The sequence below is a fragment of the Kluyvera sp. Awk 3 genome, assembly GCF_028069715.1.
In the GTDB taxonomy this organism is placed as follows: Bacteria; Pseudomonadota; Gammaproteobacteria; order Enterobacterales; family Enterobacteriaceae; genus Kluyvera; species Kluyvera georgiana_A.
In genome coordinates, this window is the sequence record NZ_JANEWH010000018.1 from 30228 (window position 1) to 52235 (window position 22008).

The 22008-nt window shown below is 56.7% G+C and carries 19 protein-coding genes and 1 tRNA gene; 16 read left to right on the forward strand and 4 right to left on the reverse strand.

Annotated elements, in window-relative coordinates; genetic code table 11:
- Positions 1-91 precede the first annotated feature (91 nt).
- On the forward strand, positions 92-730 hold the full coding sequence (gene rutR, locus NNN71_RS06210) for an HTH-type transcriptional regulator RutR (protein ID WP_053390154.1): 639 nt from the start codon (positions 92-94) through the stop codon (positions 728-730).
- On the opposite strand, the gene NNN71_RS06215 is transcribed toward rutR, so the two are convergent.
- Complete coding sequence (locus NNN71_RS06215) at positions 727-1122, reverse strand: lysozyme inhibitor LprI family protein (protein ID WP_271458098.1); 396 nt, start codon at positions 1120-1122, stop codon at positions 727-729. The genes rutR and NNN71_RS06215 overlap by 4 nt on opposite strands.
- Positions 1123-1319: 197 nt before the next feature.
- Here NNN71_RS06215 and NNN71_RS06220 point away from each other — a divergent pair, with 197 nt between their 5' ends.
- Complete coding sequence (locus tag NNN71_RS06220; RefSeq protein WP_271458099.1) at positions 1320-2660, forward strand: MATE family efflux transporter; 1341 nt, start codon at positions 1320-1322, stop codon at positions 2658-2660.
- Between the two features lie 38 nt (positions 2661-2698).
- On the opposite strand, the gene putA is transcribed toward NNN71_RS06220, so the two are convergent.
- Positions 2699-6661 carry a trifunctional transcriptional regulator/proline dehydrogenase/L-glutamate gamma-semialdehyde dehydrogenase gene (gene putA, locus NNN71_RS06225; RefSeq protein ID WP_271458100.1) on the reverse strand — a complete coding sequence of 1321 codons (3963 nt, stop codon included), beginning with the start codon at positions 6659-6661 and terminating at the stop codon, positions 2699-2701.
- 410 nt (positions 6662-7071) lie between these two features.
- Between putA and putP the strand changes: the two genes are divergently transcribed.
- The 10 genes from putP to NNN71_RS06275 all read left to right on the forward strand — a co-directional run bounded on the left by putP (position 7072) and on the right by NNN71_RS06275 (position 17515).
- Entirely contained in the window at positions 7072-8580 is a 1509-nt protein-coding gene (gene putP / locus NNN71_RS06230; protein WP_163447948.1) for a sodium/proline symporter PutP, read from the forward strand.
- Positions 8581-8849: 269 nt separating this feature from the next.
- Positions 8850-9683, forward strand: coding sequence for an iron uptake transporter permease EfeU (gene efeU / locus NNN71_RS06235; RefSeq protein WP_065356260.1), 834 nt, complete (start codon positions 8850-8852; stop codon positions 9681-9683).
- 49 nt (positions 9684-9732) lie between these two features.
- Positions 9733-10860, forward strand: a complete 1128-nt coding sequence (gene efeO, locus NNN71_RS06240) for an iron uptake system protein EfeO (RefSeq protein ID WP_271458101.1) — start codon at positions 9733-9735, stop codon at positions 10858-10860.
- Positions 10861-10865: 5 nt separating this feature from the next.
- Complete coding sequence (gene efeB / locus NNN71_RS06245; protein ID WP_271458102.1) at positions 10866-12140, forward strand: iron uptake transporter deferrochelatase/peroxidase subunit; 1275 nt, start codon at positions 10866-10868, stop codon at positions 12138-12140.
- Between the two features lie 319 nt (positions 12141-12459).
- A complete protein-coding gene (locus NNN71_RS06250; RefSeq protein ID WP_163447951.1) occupies positions 12460-12714 on the forward strand; it encodes a hypothetical protein in 255 nt (84 codons plus the stop codon).
- 23 nt (positions 12715-12737) lie between these two features.
- The gene (phoH, locus tag NNN71_RS06255) at positions 12738-13526 is read left to right on the forward strand and encodes a phosphate starvation-inducible protein PhoH (protein ID WP_064548999.1); all 789 of its coding nucleotides are present in this window, start codon (positions 12738-12740) and stop codon (positions 13524-13526) included.
- A 284-nt stretch (positions 13527-13810) separates the two neighbouring features.
- Positions 13811-15034 carry an SfnB family sulfur acquisition oxidoreductase gene (locus NNN71_RS06260; protein WP_271458103.1) on the forward strand — a complete coding sequence of 408 codons (1224 nt, stop codon included), beginning with the start codon at positions 13811-13813 and terminating at the stop codon, positions 15032-15034.
- Positions 15035-15042: 8 nt separating this feature from the next.
- On the forward strand, positions 15043-15708 hold the full coding sequence (locus NNN71_RS06265; protein ID WP_271458104.1) for a methionine ABC transporter permease: 666 nt from the start codon (positions 15043-15045) through the stop codon (positions 15706-15708).
- A gap of 21 nt (positions 15709-15729) precedes the next feature.
- Positions 15730-16503: a MetQ/NlpA family ABC transporter substrate-binding protein gene (locus NNN71_RS06270; protein ID WP_167576211.1), complete on the forward strand. Its 774-nt coding sequence runs from the start codon at positions 15730-15732 to the stop codon at positions 16501-16503.
- A 10-nt stretch (positions 16504-16513) separates the two neighbouring features.
- Positions 16514-17515 (forward strand): methionine ABC transporter ATP-binding protein, encoded by a 1002-nt coding sequence (locus NNN71_RS06275; RefSeq protein ID WP_163447955.1) that lies wholly within the window; start codon positions 16514-16516, stop codon positions 17513-17515.
- A 451-nt stretch (positions 17516-17966) separates the two neighbouring features.
- Here the strand turns inward: NNN71_RS06275 and NNN71_RS06280 are convergent.
- Positions 17967-18054: transfer RNA gene (locus tag NNN71_RS06280), tRNA-Ser, on the reverse strand.
- Between the two features lie 261 nt (positions 18055-18315).
- On the opposite strand from NNN71_RS06280, the gene ghrA reads away from it, so the two are divergent.
- From ghrA to NNN71_RS06300, 4 genes are all read left to right on the forward strand, one after another.
- Positions 18316-19254: a glyoxylate/hydroxypyruvate reductase GhrA gene (gene ghrA / locus NNN71_RS06285; protein WP_271458105.1), complete on the forward strand. Its 939-nt coding sequence runs from the start codon at positions 18316-18318 to the stop codon at positions 19252-19254.
- Between the two features lie 66 nt (positions 19255-19320).
- Positions 19321-20058 carry a phosphatase gene (locus NNN71_RS06290; protein ID WP_271458106.1) on the forward strand — a complete coding sequence of 246 codons (738 nt, stop codon included), beginning with the start codon at positions 19321-19323 and terminating at the stop codon, positions 20056-20058.
- A 20-nt stretch (positions 20059-20078) separates the two neighbouring features.
- Positions 20079-20630: a TorD/DmsD family molecular chaperone gene (locus NNN71_RS06295; protein ID WP_223802316.1), complete on the forward strand. Its 552-nt coding sequence runs from the start codon at positions 20079-20081 to the stop codon at positions 20628-20630.
- 96 nt (positions 20631-20726) lie between these two features.
- Positions 20727-21209, forward strand: coding sequence for a DUF1097 domain-containing protein (locus tag NNN71_RS06300; RefSeq protein WP_271458107.1), 483 nt, complete (start codon positions 20727-20729; stop codon positions 21207-21209).
- A gap of 62 nt (positions 21210-21271) precedes the next feature.
- Here NNN71_RS06300 and csgD read toward each other — a convergent pair whose 3' ends face one another.
- Complete coding sequence (gene csgD / locus NNN71_RS06305) at positions 21272-21919, reverse strand: biofilm master transcriptional regulator CsgD (RefSeq protein ID WP_163449623.1); 648 nt, start codon at positions 21917-21919, stop codon at positions 21272-21274.
- Between the last annotated feature and the right edge of the window lie 89 nt (positions 21920-22008).

Consider the following 22008-nt stretch of genomic DNA (forward strand, 5'->3'; position numbering starts at 1 on the left):
CTAACCGCCGGTTTTACCGGCGGTTTCTTTTTCCGGTTGAAGCCGGCCCTCGCTACCCGCAAAATAGGAGAAAATCACAAGGAGAGGGCGTATGGCTCTGAATGCAGTAAAGAAAAGCGGCAAACGTTCTCAGGCGGTTAGCGCTAAAAAGCAGGCTATTCTCACCGCCGCGCTGAACACCTTTTCCCAGTATGGGATCCATGGCACGCGCCTCGATCAGGTTGCCGAGCTGGCCGGGGTGTCAAAAACCAACCTGCTCTACTATTTCCCGTCTAAAGAAGCACTGTACGTTGCCGTGATGCAGCAGATCCTCGATATCTGGCTGGCGCCGCTGCGTGCTTTTCGCGAAGATCTGGCACCGCTGGTTGCCATTAGCGAATACATTCGTCTCAAACTTGAGGTATCGCGTGATTACCCGCAGGCGTCGAAGCTGTTCTGTCTGGAGATGCTGCAGGGCGCGCCGTTGGTGATGGATGAGCTGACCGGCGATTTAAAAACGCTGGTGGCCGATAAATCGGCGATTATCGCGGCGTGGGTGAAGAGCGGAAAATTGGCGCCCATCGACCCCCATCATCTGATTTTTATGATTTGGGCGACCACCCAGCACTATGCCGATTTCGCCACCCAAGTGGAGGCGGTCACCGGGAAAACGCTGCGCGACGAGGCGTTCTTCCAGCAGACCGTCGAAAACGTCCAGCGGATTATCATCGACGGTATTCGCGTACGCTAGCTGGCTGGCGGTAGCGGGCAGCTCAGATCGCCTTCTTCACATTGCAGTAGCGAGGCGAGAAACGCTTCACGTTCGTTGGTTTTATCCGTCAGGCACTGATTGTTGACCATCGGCTGCACGCTGCCACCGTGGCTGCTGGAGCTCATAAACGCGCAGTCCGCGTCGCGTAGGGCAATCCACGCGCTTTGGGCCTTCTTGAGTAAATCGCGCTGCGCAGGCTCGGCGCGCTTGAGCACGTCCTGCCAGGTTTGATTCAGCTTCTTATCTGCCACCTGATATTGTTCAGCGCTGCAGCTGTTCAGCTCGGCCTGCGTGTTGGCGTTGTCACACGCGTCTGCCAGTGCGTAACTGCTGGTGAGCAGCAGGGCGAGAGCCGATAATGCACGTTTCATTCGATAACTCCCCAAAGTATTGCTACAGAGTCCAGGCTCTGGATATAACACGATTTTACCCCGGAATCTCCTCCTACCACCGTGTGTTTTTCTGATTTTGAAAGCCAGCGCAATGTTCGGATAGACGCCTTGGGTGTAGAAGGTTGATCATCCCGCGTTGGGTGCGTGTGTAGACTGAAAAAGGGAGAGCGTCAGCGATGACGGGCATGGAAAGTCAGGTTCGGCTGGGGCTGTTTACTCTGGCATGGCCAATATTTGTCGAACAGCTGCTGCGATTAATGCTCGGCTACGTCAGCGTCTTCATGTTAGGGCACTATTCGGATGAAGCGGTCGCCGCCACCGGGGTCGCTAATCAGATCCTCGCCATTTCGGTGATCTTCTACGGTTTTCTCACCGTCGGTGTACAGATCGTGGTGGCGCAGCTATTGGGCGCGAAGCGTTTTCGGCGCGTTGAGCGGGTGATTACCAACGGTTTGGTGGTGGCGTTTCTGATCGGCGTCGCGATGAGCCTGGTGTTTGTGCTGTTTGGCGATGCCTTCCTGCGGATGCTCGGGCTAAGCGATGAGCTGGTGGTGGTTGGTTCGCCGTTTATCCGCATTATCGGCGGTATTTCGGTAATTATCGCGCTATATTCGTCAATCTTACCTATTCTGCGTACCCACGGCTTTGTGCGTCAGGCGATGCTGGTGCCGATCACCGTCAGCGTGGTAAACGTGGTATTTAACTACCTGTTTCTGTACGGCCAGCTCAGCTTTCTTGGGCTGGGGGTCACCGGCGTTGGGATCGCGGTGTGCATTGCCAACGTCATCGGTATGCTGATGTCGGCGTGGATGCTGAAAAAATACATCGGCTACGTGTTTCGCTGGCAGAAGCTGCGGCAGTGCTCGCGCAAAATGCTGGGGGCGATTCTGCGTTTTGGTCTGCCGTCAGCCGGGGAGAACCTCTCCTACGCCGGGTCGCAGCTGGTGGTGACCGCCATTATCGCCTTTCTCGGCACCGAGGCGCTAACCACCAAAGTGTATGCGTCAACCATCAGCCAGTTTGTGGCGCTGTTTGCGATGTCGATAGGCCAGGCTTCGCAGATTATTATTGGCCGCGCGGTGGGGGCGAGGGAAATAGAATCCGCCTACCGGCAGGGCGTTAAAAGCTGGCGGCTGGGGCTGCTGGTGGCTTTTTCTCTCAGCCTGATTATCTTTTTGCTGGCCGAGCCGATTATGCAGCTCTTTACGCCCAATCAACAGGTTATCGCCCTGACCAAAAAGCTGTTTATGTTGTCTATTTTGCTCGAGCTTGGGCGTGCGACCAATATCATCGTGATCAGCAGCCTCAACGCCACCGGCGATGTCCGCTTCCCGTTTATTTGCGGCATTATTGTGATGTGGATTGTCAGCCTGCCGTTCTCATATCTGCTGGGTGTTTATATTGGCATGGGGCTGGTGGGGGTGTGGCTGGCCTACATTATTGATGAAGGGCTGCGGGCGATGCTGATGTATCGTCGCTGGCACAGCCGGGTGTGGACGACGAAGTCAATGTTCTAAGGTGCATAAAAAACCCGGCTTTCGCCGGGTTTGAGGGGTTAACCAATCGTCATCAGGCTGGCGTTACCGCCTGCTGCCGCGGTGTTCACGCTGAGCGAGCGTTCATGATACAGACGCTCCAGTAGCAGGTTGGTTTCTCCGCGCGCGAAGCCCTGTACCGAAACAATCGCGCCATCGCGCGCCGCAATCTGCTCGCACAGTTCGCGCAGCTGGTCGGAGTCGCCGTGGTAGATTGCCGCGTCGAAGAAGCTGTTCATCAGCGTTTCCGGTTTGGCAAAGTGCAGACGTTCAGTGACCGCTTTCGGCAGCGTTTTCGCCAGCTCGCGCTGCAACGGCGCGTCCGGCCACAGTACTTCGCTACCCACCGCCATCACCGCCGCCAGTTGGGTCAGCAGATCCGATTCGTTATCCGCGACGCACAGCACGCGCTCGCGCGGCACCAGCGTCCAGGTGTTGCGTTCGCCGGTCGGCCCCGGCAGCACGCGCTGGGTTCCGGCCTGCGCCAGCTCGCCGTACTGCTTGCTCAGCGCCAGCAGTTCCGGGCGATCCGCCATCCATTCCTGCAATGCGAGCAACGGTTTTTCCAGCAGCGTTTTTAACTGACTATCGACAACCTGACCGGCATCCTGACGCGCCAGCGTGGTGGCGAGCGCCGTTTCCGGACGACTTGCCAGCAGGCGGTACAGATACATCGGGCCGCCCGCTTTCGGGCCGGTGCCGGAGAGCCCTTCGCCGCCGAACGGCTGCACGCCGACCACTGCGCCCACCATATTCCGGTTGACGTACAGGTTGCCGACTTTGGCGCTGCCGGTCACCTGGGCGATGGTTTCATCAATACGGGTATGCACGCCCAGCGTCAGGCCATAGCCGGAAGCGTTAATCTGTTCGATCAGCGTATCGAGCTGGTTACGGCTGTAGCGCACGACGTGCAGCACCGGGCCGAAGACCTCTTTTTTCAGCTCGTCGAAGCTTTCCAGCTCGATAAGCGTCGGCGGAATAAAGGTTCCGCTCTGCCATTCGCGGCTGTCTTCAGCGTTCTCACGGGCGGCCTGGAATACCGTACGTCCCTTAGCGCGCATGGCCTGAATGTGCTGCTCGATGCCCGCTTTTGCTTCAGCGTCGATAACCGGCCCAATGTCGGTGGTCAGACGGCCTGGGTTGCCCATCCGGCACTCGGCCATCGCGCCGCGCAGCATGGTCAGGGTGTGGTCCGCGACATCGTCCTGTAAGCACAGAATACGCAGCGCCGAGCAGCGCTGCCCGGCGCTGTCGAACGCCGAGGCGACCACGTCAACCACCACCTGTTCGGTGAGGGCGGAGGAGTCGACGATCATCGCGTTCATCCCGCCCGTTTCAGCGATAAGCGGCGTCGGGCGGCCCTGTGTGTCGAGGCGGGTGGCGATATTGCGTTGCAGCAGGCTGGCCACGTCGGTGGAGCCGGTGAACATCACGCCGCGTACGCGGGCATCGGCGGTCAGCTGCGCGCCGACCGTTTCACCGCGTCCCGGCAGCAGTTGGACGACGCCAGCCGGCACGCCGGCTTCCAGCAGCAGCGCGATACCCTGCGCGGCAATCAGCGGCGTTTGCTCGGCGGGTTTCGCCAGCACGCTGTTACCCGCGGCCAGCGCGGCGGCAACCTGGCCCATAAAGATGGCCAGCGGGAAGTTCCACGGGCTGATGCAGACTACCGGGCCTAACGGACGGTGGGTTTCATTATCAAAATCGTCACGCACCTGACCGGCATAGTAGTGCAGGAAGTCCACGGCCTCGCGCACTTCAGCGATGGCGTTGCTGAAGGTTTTTCCGGCTTCACGCACCAGGATGCCCATCAACGGCTGCATCTGATCTTCCATCAGCACGGCGGCGCGTTCCAGAATGGCGGCGCGCTCCTGCGGCGGCGTCGCGAACCAGATTGGCGCGTTGTTGACCGCGCTTTCCAGCGCCTGTTCCACTTCCTGCTCGCTGGCTTCACGTACGTAACCGACAATGTCTTTCGGTTCCGCCGGGTTAATTACCGGCGTCATATCGCCATCGGCAACCGGGTTCTCCAGCATCGGTTTGGCCGTCCACTTGTGCAGCGCACTGTTGAGCAGCGAGGAGGAGAGCGACGCCAGGCGATGTTCGTTGGCGATATCCAGACCGGCCGAGTTAATGCGGCCTTTACCGTAGAGAGCGCGCGGCAGCGGGATTTTCGGATGCGGCAGACCGGGTGTACCTTCCTGCAGCGCCATTTTCTCCACGGCCAGCACCGGGTCGGCGACCAGTTCGTCCAGCGGCAGGTTGTGGTCGGCGATGCGGTTAACGAAGGAGGTATTGGCGCCGTTTTCCAGCAGACGGCGGACCAGATAGGCCAGCAGCGTTTCGTGCGTGCCGACCGGCGCGTAAATACGGCACGGACGGTTCAGCTTGCCATCGGCCACTTTCCCGACCACCTGTTCGTACAGCGGTTCGCCCATACCGTGCAGGCACTGGAACTCGTACTGACCAGGATAATAGTTATTGCCGGCAAGCTGATAAATCGCCGCCAGAGTGTGGGCGTTATGGGTGGCAAACTGCGGGTAGATCAGGTTTGGTACGCCGAGCAGCTTTTTGGCGCAGGCCAGATAGGAGACGTCGGTGTAAACCTTGCGGGTGTAAACCGGGTAGCCTTCAAGGCCGTCCATCTGCGCGCGTTTGATTTCGCTATCCCAGTAGGCGCCTTTCACCAGACGGATCATCAGGCGGCGACGGCTGCGGGTGGCGAGGTCTATCAGATAATCAATAACAAACGGGCAGCGCTTCTGGTAAGCCTGGATGACGAAGCCAATGCCGTTCCAGCCCGCCAGCTCCGGTTCGAAGCACAGTTTTTCCAGCAGATCGAGGGAGATCTCCAGACGATCGGCCTCTTCGGCGTCGATGTTAATGCCGATATCGTACTGACGGGCCAGCAGCGTCAGCGATTTCAGGCGCGGGTAGAGTTCATCCATCACGCGGTCATACTGCGCGCGGCTGTAGCGAGGATGCAGGGCGGAGAGCTTGATGGAAATCCCCGGGCCTTCATAGATGCCGCGGCCGTTAGAGGCTTTGCCAATGGCATGAATCGCCTGCTGATAAGAGACCATATAGGCCTGTGCATCGGCGGCGGTCAGCGCGGCTTCGCCGAGCATATCGTAGGAGTAGCGGAAGCCTTTCTCTTCCAGCTTGCGGGCGTTAGCCAGCGCTTCGGCGATGGTTTCACCGGTAACGAACTGCTCGCCCATCAGGCGCATCGCCATATCCACGCCTTTGCGCACCAGCGGTTCACCGCTCTTGCCGATAATGCGGTTCAGCGAGCGTGACAGACTGGTTTCGTTATGGGTGGAGACCAGCTTGCCGGTAAACAGTAGACCCCAGGTCGCGGCGTTGACGAACAGCGACGGGCTGCGGCCAATGTGTGACTGCCAGTTGCCGTTGCTGATTTTGTCGCGAATCAGCGCATCGCGGGTGGCTTTGTCCGGAATACGCAGCAGCGCTTCCGCCAGACACATCAGCGCCACGCCTTCCTGAGAGGAGAGGGAGAACTCTTGCAGCAGGCTTTGCACCATGCCCGCACGACCGCTGGCGGTTTTCTGGTTGCGCAGTTTTTCCGCTAGCTTCCACGCCAGCTGATGCGCCTGTTCGGCGATCGGTTGCGGCAGACGGGCTTGCTCCAGCAGCATCGGCACGGCGTCGGTTTCGCTGCGACGCCAGGCGGCGGTGATCGCGGCGCGGGTCACCGACTGGGGCAGGATTTGCTCGGCAAATTCGAGGAACGGCTGATGGTTTTCTTCCGCCGGATGGCCAGCTTCATCACTTTCATTGGCAGCGCCGGACAGTAGAGCAGGTAGCTCCGGCAGGACCTCATCGTTTTCCAGCTTTTCCAGATAATTGAAAATTGCCTGCTTGATCAGCCAGTGAGGGGTACGGTCGATTCGGGTCGCCGCACTCTTAATTCGCTCACGCGTTGCGTCATCCAGCTTAACCCCCATGGTGGTGGTGCCCATGCCATCTACTCCTGTTGCTCGGTTGTCATATTATTTTGCGTAACAGGAATATCCACCATGTTGCAACTTTGTGCAACCGTGTTAAATGTGACGCCCGTTGCAGGCTTAAAAATGAATTAATTGTTAATGGCAAAACTTATGATAGAGGCGGTGAACAATACGCGGTAAGACGTGATTTTATGCGCTACTTAACAGATATTTTCGGTGCAACCCGAAAAAGCGTGAGGGAGTGCAACCTATAGAAAAATGCTATCGCTGCCCTGGTGCATTCAATGTAAATGCGGTGTTAAATCGTTTGTGAAAAAATTCGGCTTCCGTCAGGATACGGTCGCTTCAAATTATTGCCCCGTTCCGGCAATGATAAAAACGGCAAATGGGAATGTTGCCGACGCATAATTCTGGAGAGTTGAATGACTATAAGCACACCGATGCTGGTGACCTTTCTTGTCTATATTTTTGGCATGATCCTCATTGGCTTTTTTGCATGGCGCAACACCAAAAACTTTGACGACTATATTCTCGGCGGCCGCAGTCTCGGTCCCTTCGTGACCGCGCTTTCGGCGGGGGCCTCTGATATGAGCGGCTGGCTGCTGATGGGCCTGCCGGGGGCGATTTTTATCGCCGGGATTTCAGAGAGCTGGATCGCCATCGGCCTGACGTTAGGCGCGTGGATCAACTGGAAACTGGTGGCCGGGCGTCTGCGCGTGCACACCGAAGCCAACAACAACGCCTTAACCCTGCCGGACTATTTCACCGGTCGATTCGAAGATAACAGCCGCGTGCTGCGGATTATCTCCGCGCTGGTGATTCTGCTGTTCTTCACCATTTACTGTGCCTCCGGGATTGTGGCCGGCGCTCGCCTGTTTGAGAGCACCTTCGGGATGAGCTATGAAACCGCACTGTGGGCCGGCGCGGCGGCGACGATTCTCTACACCTTTATCGGCGGTTTCCTCGCGGTGAGCTGGACCGATACCGTACAGGCGAGCCTGATGATTTTTGCCCTGATCCTGACGCCGGTTATCGTGATCTTTGCCGTTGGCGGGCTGGGTGATTCGCTGGAAGTGATTAAGCAAAAGAGCATTGAGAACGTGGATATGCTCAAAGGGCTGAATTTCGTGGCGATTGTTTCGCTGATGGGCTGGGGGCTGGGTTACTTTGGTCAGCCGCATATTCTGGCGCGCTTTATGGCTGCGGATTCCCACCACAGCATCGTGCATGCCCGTCGTATCAGTATGACCTGGATGATCCTGTGCCTCGCTGGCGCGGTGGCGGTCGGTTTCTTCGGCATTGCTTACTTCCAGAACAACCCGTCTGTTGCGGGCCCGGTCAGTCAGAACGCCGAGCGCGTGTTCATTGAGCTGGCGCAGATTCTGTTTAACCCGTGGATTGCCGGTATCCTGCTGTCAGCCATTCTGGCGGCGGTGATGTCAACGCTGAGCTGCCAGCTGCTGGTCTGTTCAAGCGCCATTACCGAAGATCTGTACAAGGCATTCCTGCGTAAAAACGCCAGCCAGAAAGAGCTGGTGTGGGTAGGGCGCCTGATGGTGCTGGTTGTCGCGCTGGTGGCGATTGCGCTGGCGGCTAACCCGGAAAACCGCGTGCTGGGCCTGGTGAGCTACGCATGGGCTGGTTTTGGCGCGGCATTCGGGCCAGTGGTGCTGTTCTCGGTCATGTGGTCACGCATGACGCGCAACGGCGCGTTGGCGGGGATGATCATTGGCGCCGTCACCGTGATCGTCTGGAAACAGTTCGGTTGGCTGGGCCTGTACGAAATTATCCCGGGCTTTATCTTCGGCAGCGTTGGCATCGTGCTGTTCAGCCTGCTGGGTAAAGCGCCGTCGGCCAGTATGCAGGAGCGCTTCGCCAAAGCGGACGCGCATTATCACTCTGCGCCGCCGTCGCGTTTACAGGAAGAGTAAGGTTGCAGGGATAATCTGCATCGAATGGCCTGATCGCGCTACGCTTATCAGGCCTGTTTAAACCCGCGGCTCCGCGGGTTTTTTTACGCGTATTGCTATAGCGCGCTAGTGATAATTAACGCAACTATATCCCCGCTATTCTTTTACATCTCGTCATCATTTCCATCATATTTCGCTTGTGTTTCCTTTTTGCTTAATGATAATCACTATCACTCACATTTACCTGTCTTTGCAAAAGTTGACGGCGTTTCACATTTAAGGGTGTTTGCATGTTTGTTCCTTTTCTCATCATGTTGCGCGAAGGGCTGGAAGCGGCGCTGATTGTCAGCCTGATTGCCAGCTATCTGAAACGTACCCAGCGCGGTCGCTGGATTGGGGTAATGTGGATTGGCGTGATTCTGGCCGCCGCGTTGTGCTTAGGTTTAGGCATCTTTATTAACGAAACCACCGGCGAGTTCCCGCAAAAAGAGCAGGAGCTGTTTGAAGGGCTGGTGGCCGTGGTGGCGGTCGTGATTCTGACGTGGATGGTGTTCTGGATGCGCAAAGTGTCGCGCAACGTCAAACAGCAGCTCGAGCAAGCGGTGGATAACGCGTTGCAGAAGGGCAACAACCACGGTTGGGCGCTGATTATGATGGTCTTTTTCGCCGTGGCGCGCGAAGGGCTGGAATCGGTCTTCTTCCTGCTGGCGGCTTTCCAGCAGGATCTCGGCATTTGGCCGCCGTTAGGCGCGATGCTGGGGTTGGCGACAGCGATAGTGCTGGGCTTTCTGCTCTACTGGGGCGGCATTCGCCTTAACCTTGGCGTCTTCTTCCGCTGGACCAGCCTCTTTATTCTGCTGGTGGCCGCCGGGCTGGCCGCGGGAGCCATTCGCGCGTTCCACGAGGCTGGCCTGTGGAACGCCTTCCAGGACGTCGCCTTTGATCTTAGCGGCACCCTGACCACGCATTCGCTTTTTGGCACCCTGCTGGAAGGCATCTTTGGTTATCAGGAAGCGCCGAGCGTTAGCGAAGTGGCGGTCTATTTCCTGTATCTGATTCCGGCGCTGGCGCTGTTCTTCTGGCCGCCGCGCGTAACGACTTCAACATCACGTATCGCCCCATAAGGCTGATAACGGTTGCTTAGTGACAACATACTTTTGAAAGGGATGGACCATGACCAAGAACTTCCGCCGCAGCGCGTTGCAGTTGGGTATTGCTGCACTTTTCTCATCCGCTTTTATGGCGCAGGCTGCGGATATTCCGCAGGTTAAAGTCACCGTCAATGACAAGCAGTGCGAACCGATGTCCATCACCGTGAACGCCGGTAAAACCCAGTTTATCATTCAGAACCACAGCCAGAAGGCGCTGGAGTGGGAGATTCTCAAAGGGGTAATGGTGGTGGAAGAGCGCGAAAATATCGCGCCGGGCTTCACCCAGAAGATGACCGCCAACCTGCAGCCGGGCGAATATGACATGACCTGCGGCCTGCTGACGAACCCGAAAGGCAAGCTGATCGTTAAAGGCGAAGCCACCAAAGACGCGGCGAAGACCAACGCGCTGTTGAGCCTCAACGACGCCATCACCGCCTATAAAACCTATGTGACGGCGGAAACCGCCGCGCTGGTGCAGGGCACCAAAGCCTTTACCGATGCGGTGAAAGCGGGCGATATCGAAAAAGCGAAATCCCTGTATGCGCCGACGCGTCAGCACTACGAGCGTATTGAGCCGATCGCTGAACTGTTCTCCGACCTTGACGGCAGCATTGATGCCCGTGAAGACGATTACGAGCAGAAAGCGGCGGATCCGAAATTCACCGGTTTCCACCGCCTGGAAAAAGCGCTGTTTGGCGATAACAGCACCAAAGGGATGGAGCACTACGCCGACCAACTGAACAGCGATGTGCTGGAGCTGCAAAAACGCATCGACGAGCTGGCCTTCCCGCCTTCAAAAGTGGTGGGCGGCGCGGCAGGCCTGATTGAGGAAGTGGCGGCGAGCAAAATCAGCGGTGAAGAAGATCGCTACAGCCACACCGATCTGTGGGACTTCCAGGCCAATATCGATGGCGCGCAGAAGATTGTCGACCTGCTGCGTCCGCAGCTGCAAAAAGAAAACAGCGCGCTGCTGGCAAAAGTTGACGCCAACTTCAAGAAAGTGGACGGTATCCTCAGCAAATATCGCACCAAAGACGGTTTTGAAACTTACGACAAGCTGACCAATGCGGACCGTAATGCGCTGAAAGGGCCGATCACCACGTTGGCGGAAGATCTGGCGCAGCTGCGTGGGATTCTGGGACTGGACTAAGTACGATGGCAAAGCATTCCGCAGACGAACTGAATGAACCTTCACGTCGTCGTTTATTAAAAGGGATCGGCGCGCTGGGTGGCGCGCTGGCGATTTCCGGCGGCTGCCCGATGGCGCATGCGGCGAAGGCCAGCGACGCGCCGGTGGCTAATAGCCGCATGGAGACGCAGCCGTTTTACGGCGAGCATCAGGCGGGCGTGCTGACGCCACAGCAGGCGTCGATGATGCTGGTGGCGTTTGATGTGCTGGCGGCGGATAAGGCCGATCTTGAGCGCCTGTTCCGTCTGCTGACCGACCGTATTGCCTTTCTCACGAAGGGCGGCCCCGCGCCGGATACGCCGAACCCGCGACTGCCGCCGATGGATTCTGGCATTCTTGGGGCATTTATCGCCCCGGATAACCTGACCATGACGGTGTCTGTCGGACACTCGCTGTTCGACAGCCGTTTTGGCCTGGCCGATAAAGCGCCGAAGAAGCTGCAAAAAATGGTCCGCTTCCCCAACGATTCGCTGGACGCGGCGCTGTGCCATGGCGATCTGTTGCTGCAGATTTGTGCCAACACGCAGGACACGGTGATCCATGCGTTGCGCGATATTATCAAGCACACGCCGGATCTGCTGAGCGTGCGCTGGAAGCGGGAAGGGTTTATCTCTGACCACGCCGCGCGCAGCAAGGGTAAAGAGACGCCGGTGAACCTGCTGGGCTTTAAGGACGGTACCGCTAACCCGGACAGCCACGATAAGCCGCTGATGGATGAGGTGGTGTGGGTAACCGGCGATCAGGATGAGCCCGCGTGGGCAAAGGGCGGTTCGTATCAGGCGGTGCGTATCATCCAGTTCCACGTTGAGTTCTGGGATCGCACGCCGCTCAAAGAGCAGCAGACGATCTTTGGCCGCGACAAGCACAGCGGCGCGCCGCTGGGGATGCGCAACGAACATGATGTGCCGGACTACAGCCGCGATCCGAACGGTGAGGTGATTGCGCTGGACAGCCATATTCGTCTCGCTAACCCGCGTACGAAAGAGACGCAGTCGAGCCTGATGATGCGCCGCGGCTACAGTTATTCACTGGGTGTCACCAACTCGGGTCAGCTGGATATGGGGCTGCTGTTTGTCTGCTATCAGCACGATCTGGAGAAAGGTTTTCTGACGGTGCAGAAGCGTTTGAACGGTGAAGCGCTGGAGGAGTACGTGAAGCCGATTGGCGGCGGGTATTTCTTTGTGCTGCCGGGCGTGGCGTCGGAGCAGAGCTATCTGGGGAGTACGTTGCTCGGTGCGTGATATTGCTTTGTAGGCTTTGATGTCTGAGGTATCCCCCAGATAGAGTATTAGCACAATGTGCCCCCTCTCCCTACAGGGGAGAGGGGACAGTGCGGTCAGTGCGTTTGCCCCTTTTCTTTCTCTGCAGTACCAAAATATCGCCAAAAATCAGTCCTTTTTTTCCATTTTCTCCCTGATTGATATAAAACTGTCATATAAGTGTCAGATGCTATCTCTGTCATCTATCGTTGAGTTTATGTAAATATTATGTTGCATCTTTGGTTGATTTAGATGTAATAATAAATAAAGCGGTAGTTTCCGTTTACTATGGAGATCGCGAATGGTAGCGTCCTTGACTGGACTCAACAGACCAACAGCCCGCACCATCCAGCGCGGAGGCCCCATCTCCGGCAGCGATTTCGTCACCTCAAATTTTCTCCTGTATCAAATTCAACTCGCAGTTCCCGACCTGATGCGCGGTGCGCGTAGCCGTGCGTTGGCGTCATTTCGACAGGCAGTTGCTATGGCTTACAAGGAAGCCAAACCTCAGACGTTCGTGCGCATAATCGCGCTGCTGTTAGCGCGTGTGATGTAAACTAACAACTCAAGGTGCTATCCATGGGAAGACAAAAAGCAGTGATCAAAGCTCGTCGCGAAGCAAAACGTGTGCTGAGACGGGATTCACGCAGTCATAAACAACGTGAAGAAGAATCGGTCACCTCGCTTGTGCAGATGAGTGGTGTGGAAGCGATAGGCATGGCGCGGGATACCCGTGACCACTCGCCGATTGCGGCCCGCAATGACGCTCAGGCCCACTACCTGAATGCTATCGAGAGTAAGCAGCTGATCTTCGCCACCGGCGAAGCGGGCTGCGGCAAGACCTGGATCAGCGCGGCGAAAGCCGCGGAGGCGCTCATCCACAAGGACGTCGAGAAGATTATCGTGACGCGCCCCGTTCTTCAGGCCGATGAAGACCTGGGGTTCCTGCCCGGCGACATCTCGGAGAAATTCGCCCCGTATTTCCGCCCTGTCTACGACGTGCTGGTGAAACGACTGGGTGCCTCCTTTATGCAATATTGCCTGCGCCCGGAAATTGGTAAGGTAGAGATCGCGCCGTTCGCCTATATGCGCGGACGAACATTTGAAAATGCGGTGGTGATTCTGGACGAGGCCCAGAACGTCACGGCGGCACAAATGAAGATGTTTTTAACCCGCCTCGGGGAGAACGTTACGGTTATCGTCAACGGGGATATCACCCAGTGTGACCTGCCGCGCGGCGTGCAGTCTGGTCTTAGCGATGCGCTGGAGCGTTTTGAAGAAGATGAGATGATTGGGATCGTTCGATTCACCAAAGAGGATTGCGTACGTTCGGCGCTATGCCAGCGTACGCTGAAAGCCTACTACTAACCGTTGTCACGTCTGCAAAGCCCGGGAAACCGGGCTTTGTTGTTTGTGGCTGTTGCAAATGCGACAGCCGTGGCGCCAGCCAGTTGCATTTCACACCGCGCATCGCACCCCATACTCTCTAATTCATTGAAATATATGACCATCGTGGCTGGCACAAAGCTTGCTATCAACAGATATAACTTAACAGCGTAAAGACACAATAATTCATTCCATAAAGGGATATGTACAAATATCAAGCGGATAATTGTGTTGGCACGCGCAGATAATATCGAAGAGAAGATGCTATGCCAGTAACCCAGGATACCCCAGACTATATTCAACTCCCTCCTCATGCTTATCGCATTACCAGCGATGAGGAAGCCATCAGTATTGCCCATGAAATTGCCGCGTATTTGCAGCCTGGCGCCGCAGATCGCGATCTCAGCGGCGTCGTGCCGCCAGAGGTGGTAAACACTTTTTCCAACAGTGGGCTGTGGGGCATCACCATACCGCGTGAATATGGCGGTGCGGAGGTGTCGGCGGCCACGCTGGCGACGGTCATCGCTATTATCTCCGCGGCGGATCCGGCGCTGGGGCAAATCCCGCAAAACCATTACTGCCTGCTGGAAGATATTCGGCTACAGGGCAGCGACGAACAGCGACGCTTTTTCTTTGAACTGGCGCTCAGCGGCCACCGCTTTGCCAACGCGCTGTCGGAAACCGGCGGCAAGACGGTGCAGGACATTCAGACCCGGTTGACCCATACGGCAGATGGGCTGCGCATCAACGGACGTAAAGGTTACTGCACGGGTTCTTTGTATGCGCACTGGCTGGGCGTGCTGGCGCTGGACGAAGAGGGGCGAGCGCAGCTGGCGTTTGTGCCGCGGCGCACGCCGGGGCTGACGGTGGTTAACGACTGGGCATGTCTGGGGCAACGCACAACCTCGAGCGGCACGGTGCTGGTCGACAATCTGCCGGTTGAGCCGTTCAATCTGATTGCAAGCTGGAAGTCGTACGACACGCCAACCCTGGCCGGGCCGTTTGCGCAGCTGACGACGGCGGCGATTGACGCCGGAATTGCCCGTGCGGCGCTGAACGACACCGTCAGTTTTGTGAATCAATTTGCGCGTCCGTGGATTGATGCCGGCGTGGAACGCGCGGGCGACGATCCGTTGACCATTTACCAGATTGGCGTGCTCGACAGCCGAATCGCCGCTGCGGAAGCGTTGCTGGAGCAGGCCGGGAAGGTACTGGATCGCTATAAACATCATTTGAGCGAAGAGACGGTGGCGCTGGCTTCGCTCGCCGTGGCGCGCGCCAAAATCTTTACCACCGAAGCCGCGCTGGAGGCCGCCTCAAGGCTGTTTGAGCTAGGGGGAACGCGCTCAACCCATCCCCGCTACAACTTCGACCGCCACTGGCGTAATGGTCGCGTACATACGCTGCACGACCCGGTGCGCTGGAAATACCACCTGCTTGGCAACTGGGTGCTCAACGGCAAGGCTCCGGCGCGTCACGACTGGAACTAGGAGAGAGCATGCTCGCTTTTCTTGCTGAGATTGACTGGCGGGATGTGGCCGAAGCCGGAATCGATACGTTAACCATGCTGGGCTGGGCGCTCGGCTTCACGATTCTGATAGGTTTGCCGTTAGGCATCCTGCTGTATCTGACCGGACAGCTGCGCCTGCTGTATGCGCCCTTGCTGCACCGCGTGCTGTCGTTGCTGGTGAACATAATGCGGTCGCTGCCATTCATTATTTTGCTGATTGTGATGATCCCGTTCACCACGCTGATTACCGGCACGTCGCTGGGCGTTCAGGGCACGATACCGCCGCTGGTGGCGGGCTGCGCACCGTTCTTTGCGCGGCTGGTTGAGACCTCGCTACGCGAGGTCGATCACGGGCTGGTGGAAGCCAACTGGGCGATGGGCGGCAATACCTGGCAGCTCATTTGGCACACGCTGTTGCCGGAATCACGTTCGGGTTTGATTGCCGCGGTGACCGTCACGGCGATTGTGCTGGTGGATTACACCTCCATGGCGGGGGTGATTGGCGGGGGCGGGCTGGGTGACCTCGCCATTCGCTTTGGCTATCAGCGTTTTCAGACAGATGTCATGGCGGTCACGGTCGTGCTGCTGATTGCGCTGGTGCAGATATTACAAATGAGCGGCGACCGTCTGGTGCGCCGCATGAGCCGAAAATAACGATACCGACAGGGTGAAACGATGAAAAAAACTGTGATTGCCGGTCTGCTGGCGCTGTTTTCCTTTTCTGCCGCCGCAAATGAAACGCTGGTGGTCGGCGCGACGCCGGTGCCGCACGCCGAAATTCTGGAGTTTGTGAAGCCGACGCTGGCAAAAGAGGGCGTTGATTTGCAGGTGAAAGTCTTTAACGACTTTATCCAGCCGAATCAGCAGCTGGCGGAAAAAAATCTGGATGCCAACTACTACCAGTACCGCCCGTTCCTCGATGATTACAACAAGAACCGCCACACCAATCTGGTCCCGGTGGTCGGCGTGCATATCGAGCCGTTTGGCGCTTATTCCACCAAATACAAAAGCCTGAGTGAACTGCCGGAGGGGGCGACGATCGCCATTCCGAATGACCCGGTCAATACCGGGCGAGCGCTGGTGCTGCTGAGCGAGGCGGGGCTGATCACGTTAAAGCATCCGGAGGATCCGCAATCGACCCAGAAGGATATCACCGCCAACCCGCACCACTTCAAGATTCGCCCGCTGGAAGGCGCTATGCTGGCCCGGGCGGTGAGTCAGGTGGATCTGGCGTTTATTTTCGCTAATTACGCGCTGGAAGCCGGTATTGATACCGATAAAGCGCTGATCGTCGAAAAAGGCAAAAGCCTGTATATCGAATACCTCGTCGCACGCCCGGATAACATTAACGATCCCGGTATTCAGAAACTGGCCAAAGCGCTGAACTCCGATGCGGTTCGCCAGTTCATTCTGACAAAGTATCAGGGAAAAATTGCCCCCGGTTTTTAGGAGAGTGGCTATGACGCAACATCCGCATATTCGCCTGCAGGGCATCAGTAAAGCCTACGCCAACGGCGTGCAGGCGCTGGACGATATTCATCTGGATATCCATGCCGGAGAGGTGTTCGGCATTATCGGACGCAGCGGCGCGGGGAAATCGACGCTGTTGCGCTTGTTTAACCGTCTGGAAACCGCCGATTGCGGCGAGATTGCCATTCATGGGGTGCCGATGAGCGGCGGTGGACGGGGACAACTGCGGGATCTGCGCCGTCGCGTGGCGATGATCTTTCAGCATTTCAATCTGATGTCGACGAAGACGGTGGCGGAGAATGTCGAGCTGCCGCTGAGAATGGCCGGGGTTCCTGCCGCCGAGCGTCGCCGCAGGGTGGACGATATGTTGCGCCTGGTCGGGCTGGAGGCCCTGCGTGACAGCTGGCCCGCGCGGTTGTCGGGCGGGCAAAAGCAGCGCACCGGTATAGCCCGCGCGCTGGTTACTCAGCCGGAGATCCTGCTGTGCGACGAGGCGACTTCAGCGCTTGACCCGGAGAACACGCTGGCGGTGCTGAGTTTACTCAAAGAGATTAACCAGCGGCTGGGGCTGACTATTATCCTCATCACCCATGAAATGGATGTGATTCGCACGCTCTGCGATCGCGTCGCGGTGCTGGAAAAGGGGCGTGTAATCGAACAAGGCGAGGTATGGCGCGTCTTTGGCGACCCGCAGCACGAGGTGACCCGTGGGATGCTGCAAACGTTGCATCATGGGCGGGAGGAGAATCGCGAATTATTAACCACAGGGCAGCAACTGGTGACGCTGCATTTTAACGGCGTGAATGGGCGGGAACCGGATTTACAGCAAATTGCGAGCGTATTGGGCGGTCGCTCACAGCTGGTGTACAGCAGTTGTGAAGCGATACAGGGACGGATCGTCGGGCAGCTGCGCATCCGCGTTGATACTCCGCTTACGGCGGAATCGCTGCGCCTGGCGGCACAGGTCGCGGATAGCGTGGCGGTGGGATAGCCTGGTTACAGGAGGCATCTTCCCGTAGGCATGCAACATGCGAAAAAAAAGCCCGTACTTGCGTACGAGCTCTTCTTTAAATATGGCGGTGAGGGGGGGATTGACTCGCTTTGCTCGCCCCTTCGGGGCAGCCCACTCACTGCGTTCGCGGTCTGTCCAACTGGCTGCGCCAGTTGTCGAACCCCGGTCGGGGATTCTCATCCCCCCGCAGGCGTGCAACATGCGAAAAAAAAAGCCCGTACTTGCGTACGAGCTCTTTCTCGAATATGGCGGTGAGGGGGGGATTGACTCGCTTTGCTCGCCCCTTCGGGGCAGCCCACTCACTGCGTTCGCGGTCTGTCCAACTGGCTGCGCCAGTTGTCGAACCCCGGTCGGGGATTCTCATCCCCCCGCAGGCGTGCAACATGCGAAAAAAAAAGCCCGTACTTGCGTACGAGCTCTTTCTCGAATATGGCGGTGAGGGGGGGATTCGAACCCCCGATACGTTGCCGTATACACACTTTCCAGGCGTGCTCCTTCAGCCACTCGGACACCTCACCATATTGTCTTCCCAGCATCGCTGGGACGAGCGCTAATGTAGGGAAAAGGGCCGTCAGCGTCAATAAACTTTTTCGAAAAATCGTGCGTTTAGACAAACTTCAAGCAAATTGCTTCTTAAACATTCATAAATCGTCTTTTTTGCGATCACCCCTGCATTTTTCCGGACGGGTATCCGAAATTTGTTATTCTGTGAAACCACAAAAATAATCGAAAACCGCGCCTGGTTGACGCGAATACGGGCGCTCTGAGCAGGAGTCACTATGGAGATCATCTTTTATCACCCGACGTTTGATACCCCTTACTGGATTGCTGAGCTAAGCAAAAAGCTACCCGGCGCGCGTATTCGCGGCTGGGAGCGCGGGGACAATGCGCCGGCAGATTACGCGCTGGTGTGGCATCCACCGGTCGAGATGTTACAAGGCCGTGCGCTGAAGGCGGTGTTTGCGCTGGGGGCGGGAGTAGATTCCATCCTCAGCAAACTGAAGGCCAATCCGGAAATGCTGCCCCAGTCGATTCCGTTGTTCCGCCTGGAAGACACCGGCATGGGTATTCAGATGCAGGAATATGCGGTAAGCCAGGTGCTGCACTGGTTCCGCCGCTTTGATGATTATCAGGCATTGCAGCGGGAGTCTACGTGGCAACCGTTGGCCGACTATACCCATGACGAATTTACCATTGGGATCATGGGGGCAGGCGTTCTGGGGTCGAAAGTGGCAGAGAGCCTGCTGGCGTGGGGCTTCCCGGTGCGGGTCTGGAGCCGCAGCCGCAAAAGCTGGCCACAGGTGACCAGTTTCGCCGGAGATGCTGAACTGGGCGAGTTTTTACGCGGTACGCGGGTGCTGATTAATCTGCTGCCAAATACGGCGGAAACCGTGGGTATTATCAATGCCTCCTTACTGGAACAGCTGCAAGACAACAGCTATGTTCTGAACCTCGCCCGTGGCGTCCACGTGGTGGAGAACGACCTGCTGGCGGCTCTCGATAGCGGTAAACTCAAAGCCGCCATGCTCGACGTGTTCAGCCGTGAACCGCTACCGAAAGAGAGCCCGCTGTGGCTTCATCCACGCGTCACCATGACGCCGCACGTGGCTGCTGTAACGCGTCCACAGGAGGCGATTGCCTATATTGCTCAGACCATTACCCAGCTTGAACGTGGCGAAACGCCGAGCGGGCAGGTCGATCGGGTACGTGGCTATTGATGCGTCAGGCTAATAAACGCAAGGCTTTCCTGCTATCCTTGGTTTATCACGAGAGAGGAGAAAGTGATGTATCCTGTTGACTTACATATGCACACCGTTGCCAGCACGCACGCATACAGTACGCTGCATGACTATATTGCAGAGGCGAAACGTAAAGGGATTAAACTCTTCGCCATTACCGACCATGGCCCGGACATGGCTGATGCGCCGCACTACTGGCACTTTGTGAATATGCGTATCTGGCCGCGAATTGTAGAGGACGTCGGTATCCTGCGCGGTATTGAGGCCAATATCAAAAATATTGCGGGAGAAATCGACTGTACCGGGCCGATGTTAACCTCGCTCGACTTTATCATCGCCGGTTTCCACGAGCCGGTCTTTGCTCCGCAGGACAAAGAGACGCATACCCAGGCGATGATCGCCGCGATGGCGAGCGGTAATGTGCACATGATCTCCCATCCTGGTAATCCGAAGTTCCCGGTGGATATTCCGGCAATTGCCGCCGCCGCCGCGAAATATCAGGTGGCGCTGGAGATCAACAACTCCTCGTTTGTCAGCTCGCGCGTTGGCAGCGAACAAAACTGCCTGGCGATAGCCGCTGCGGTTCGCGATGCGGGCGGCTGGCTGGCTCTGGGCTCTGACTCGCACACCGCGTTTACCCTGGGCGAGTTTACCGAATGCCAGAAGATCCTTGATGCCGTTGATTTCCCACAGGATCGGATCCTTAACGTCACCCCACGACGTTTCCTGAATTTCCTTGAATCGCGCGGGATGCCGTCGATTCCTGAATTTGCTGATTTTTAATGACTAACTGGAATAACTGAATGAACGAGTTTTCAATCCTCTGCCGCGCGCTGGGTTCCCTGTATTATCGTCAGCCGCAGGATCCTCTGCTGGTGCCGCTGTTTACCCTGATTCGGGAAGGCAAGCTGGCGGCACACTGGCCGCTGGAGCAGGATGAACTGCTGGCTCGTCTGCAAAAGAGCTGCGATATTCAGCAGATTGCTGCCGACTACAACGCGCTGTTCGTGGGTGAAGAGTGTCGCGTTCCGCCAGTGCGCAGCGCATGGGTGGAAGGGGCGAGCGAAGCAGAAGTGCGCACCTTCCTGACCAGCAACGGTATGCCGCTGGGCGAGGGTCCGGCGGATCAGATGGGGACGCTGTTGCTGGCGGCTTCCTGGCTGGAAGATAACGTTGAAGAGGATAGCGACGCGCTCGAAACGCTGTTTGCTGAGTATCTGCTGCCGTGGTTTGAAACGTTTCTCGGTAAAGTGGAAGCCCATGCGACGACCGCCTTCTGGCGTACTATGGCGCCGATGACGCGCGAAGCGATAGCGGCGATGTGGGATGAACTGCAGGAAGAAGATGAAGAGTGATTTAAGTCACATTTTTAGTGCAAATGAAATGTACGTGATGAGAATAACGTGCTCGTGATCTCATCATAAAGTCGAGCATCTGCTAAGATGCTCGCTATGAACGTTATTTTAGCTATCGCAATCACGACAGGCATTCTCTCCGGTATCTGGGGATGGGTAGCCGTATCGCTGGGTTTATTAAGCTGGGCCGGTTTTCTTGGCTGTACGGCCTATTTCGCCTGTCCGCAGGGCGGGTTGAAAGGGCTGGTTATTTCAGCCTGTACCACCATGAGCGGTGTCATCTGGGCGCTGGTGATTATCTACGGCAGCGCGCTGGCGCCGCATCTGGAGATCGTCAGCTACGTGATGACCGGGGTGGTGGCCTTTTTGATGTGCATACAGTCAAAACAGCTGCTGCTGTCTTTCGTTCCCGGCACCTTTATCGGCGCTTGTGCGACGTTTGCAGGGCAGGGGAACTGGCGAGCGGTAGTTCCTTCGCTATTGGTCGGTCTGTTGTTTGGCTATGCCATGAAAAACAGCGGCCTGTGGCTGGCGAGCCGTAAAGCAGAGAGTAAACAGACAAAAGAATCGGCGCTGTAATGGCGTTGAGAGGACAAAACGGCGGGGGGATTCATCCTCCCGCCGTTTTTTTGTGCCCGTCGCTAATGTTTAAAATTGTCGTTGGCCCAGGAAACGGCCTGCGTGCGATTCTTGACGTCAATTTTCTTAAACAGATGATACAGATGCGTTTTTACCGTACTTTCGCTGATAAATAGCGCGCGGGCTATCTCAATATTGGACGCGCCGATCCTCAACTTATTCAGGATCTCTTTTTCCCGATAGGTAAGGATAGTGCTTTCTAAGTTGTCATAGCGATAGTTGCCGGCATGCATGATCAGGTAGCTGGCGAGCTTGCGCGAAAAATAACACTCCCCCTCCATAACCTTCTGCAAACCTTTCACCAGAAAAGGTTCTTCATCATGCGCATAGAAAATGCCGCTAATGTGCGGCCACACCTCGATATCCGGGTAAGAGTACTCCTCGGGTGTGTTGAACAGGAGTAGCTTTACGCCATTGCTGAGTTTGCACAGCTCTTCCTGCCAGGCTTTTATAAGACGTTTATCCGTTTCCATCATATCGAAAAGGATAATGTCTGAGCTTAAGTTCTCAATGCTAACGAGATGAATGTTGATGATTTTAACATCCATCTTAAGTAGTTTCCTTAAGTTCTGGGACAGCGCGCATGACTGCAGCGACGGTCTGGTGATTAAGGAAAGCGTCTGGTTAGTAAAGGTGAGCTCTTTTGCCATGATGAGTCCCCAATATCGTTTTCACAGCAGGCAAGTATTATAAATCATCAATTTAAGTGCTGCTGAAATGTGATTGCTGTGTGGTTGGT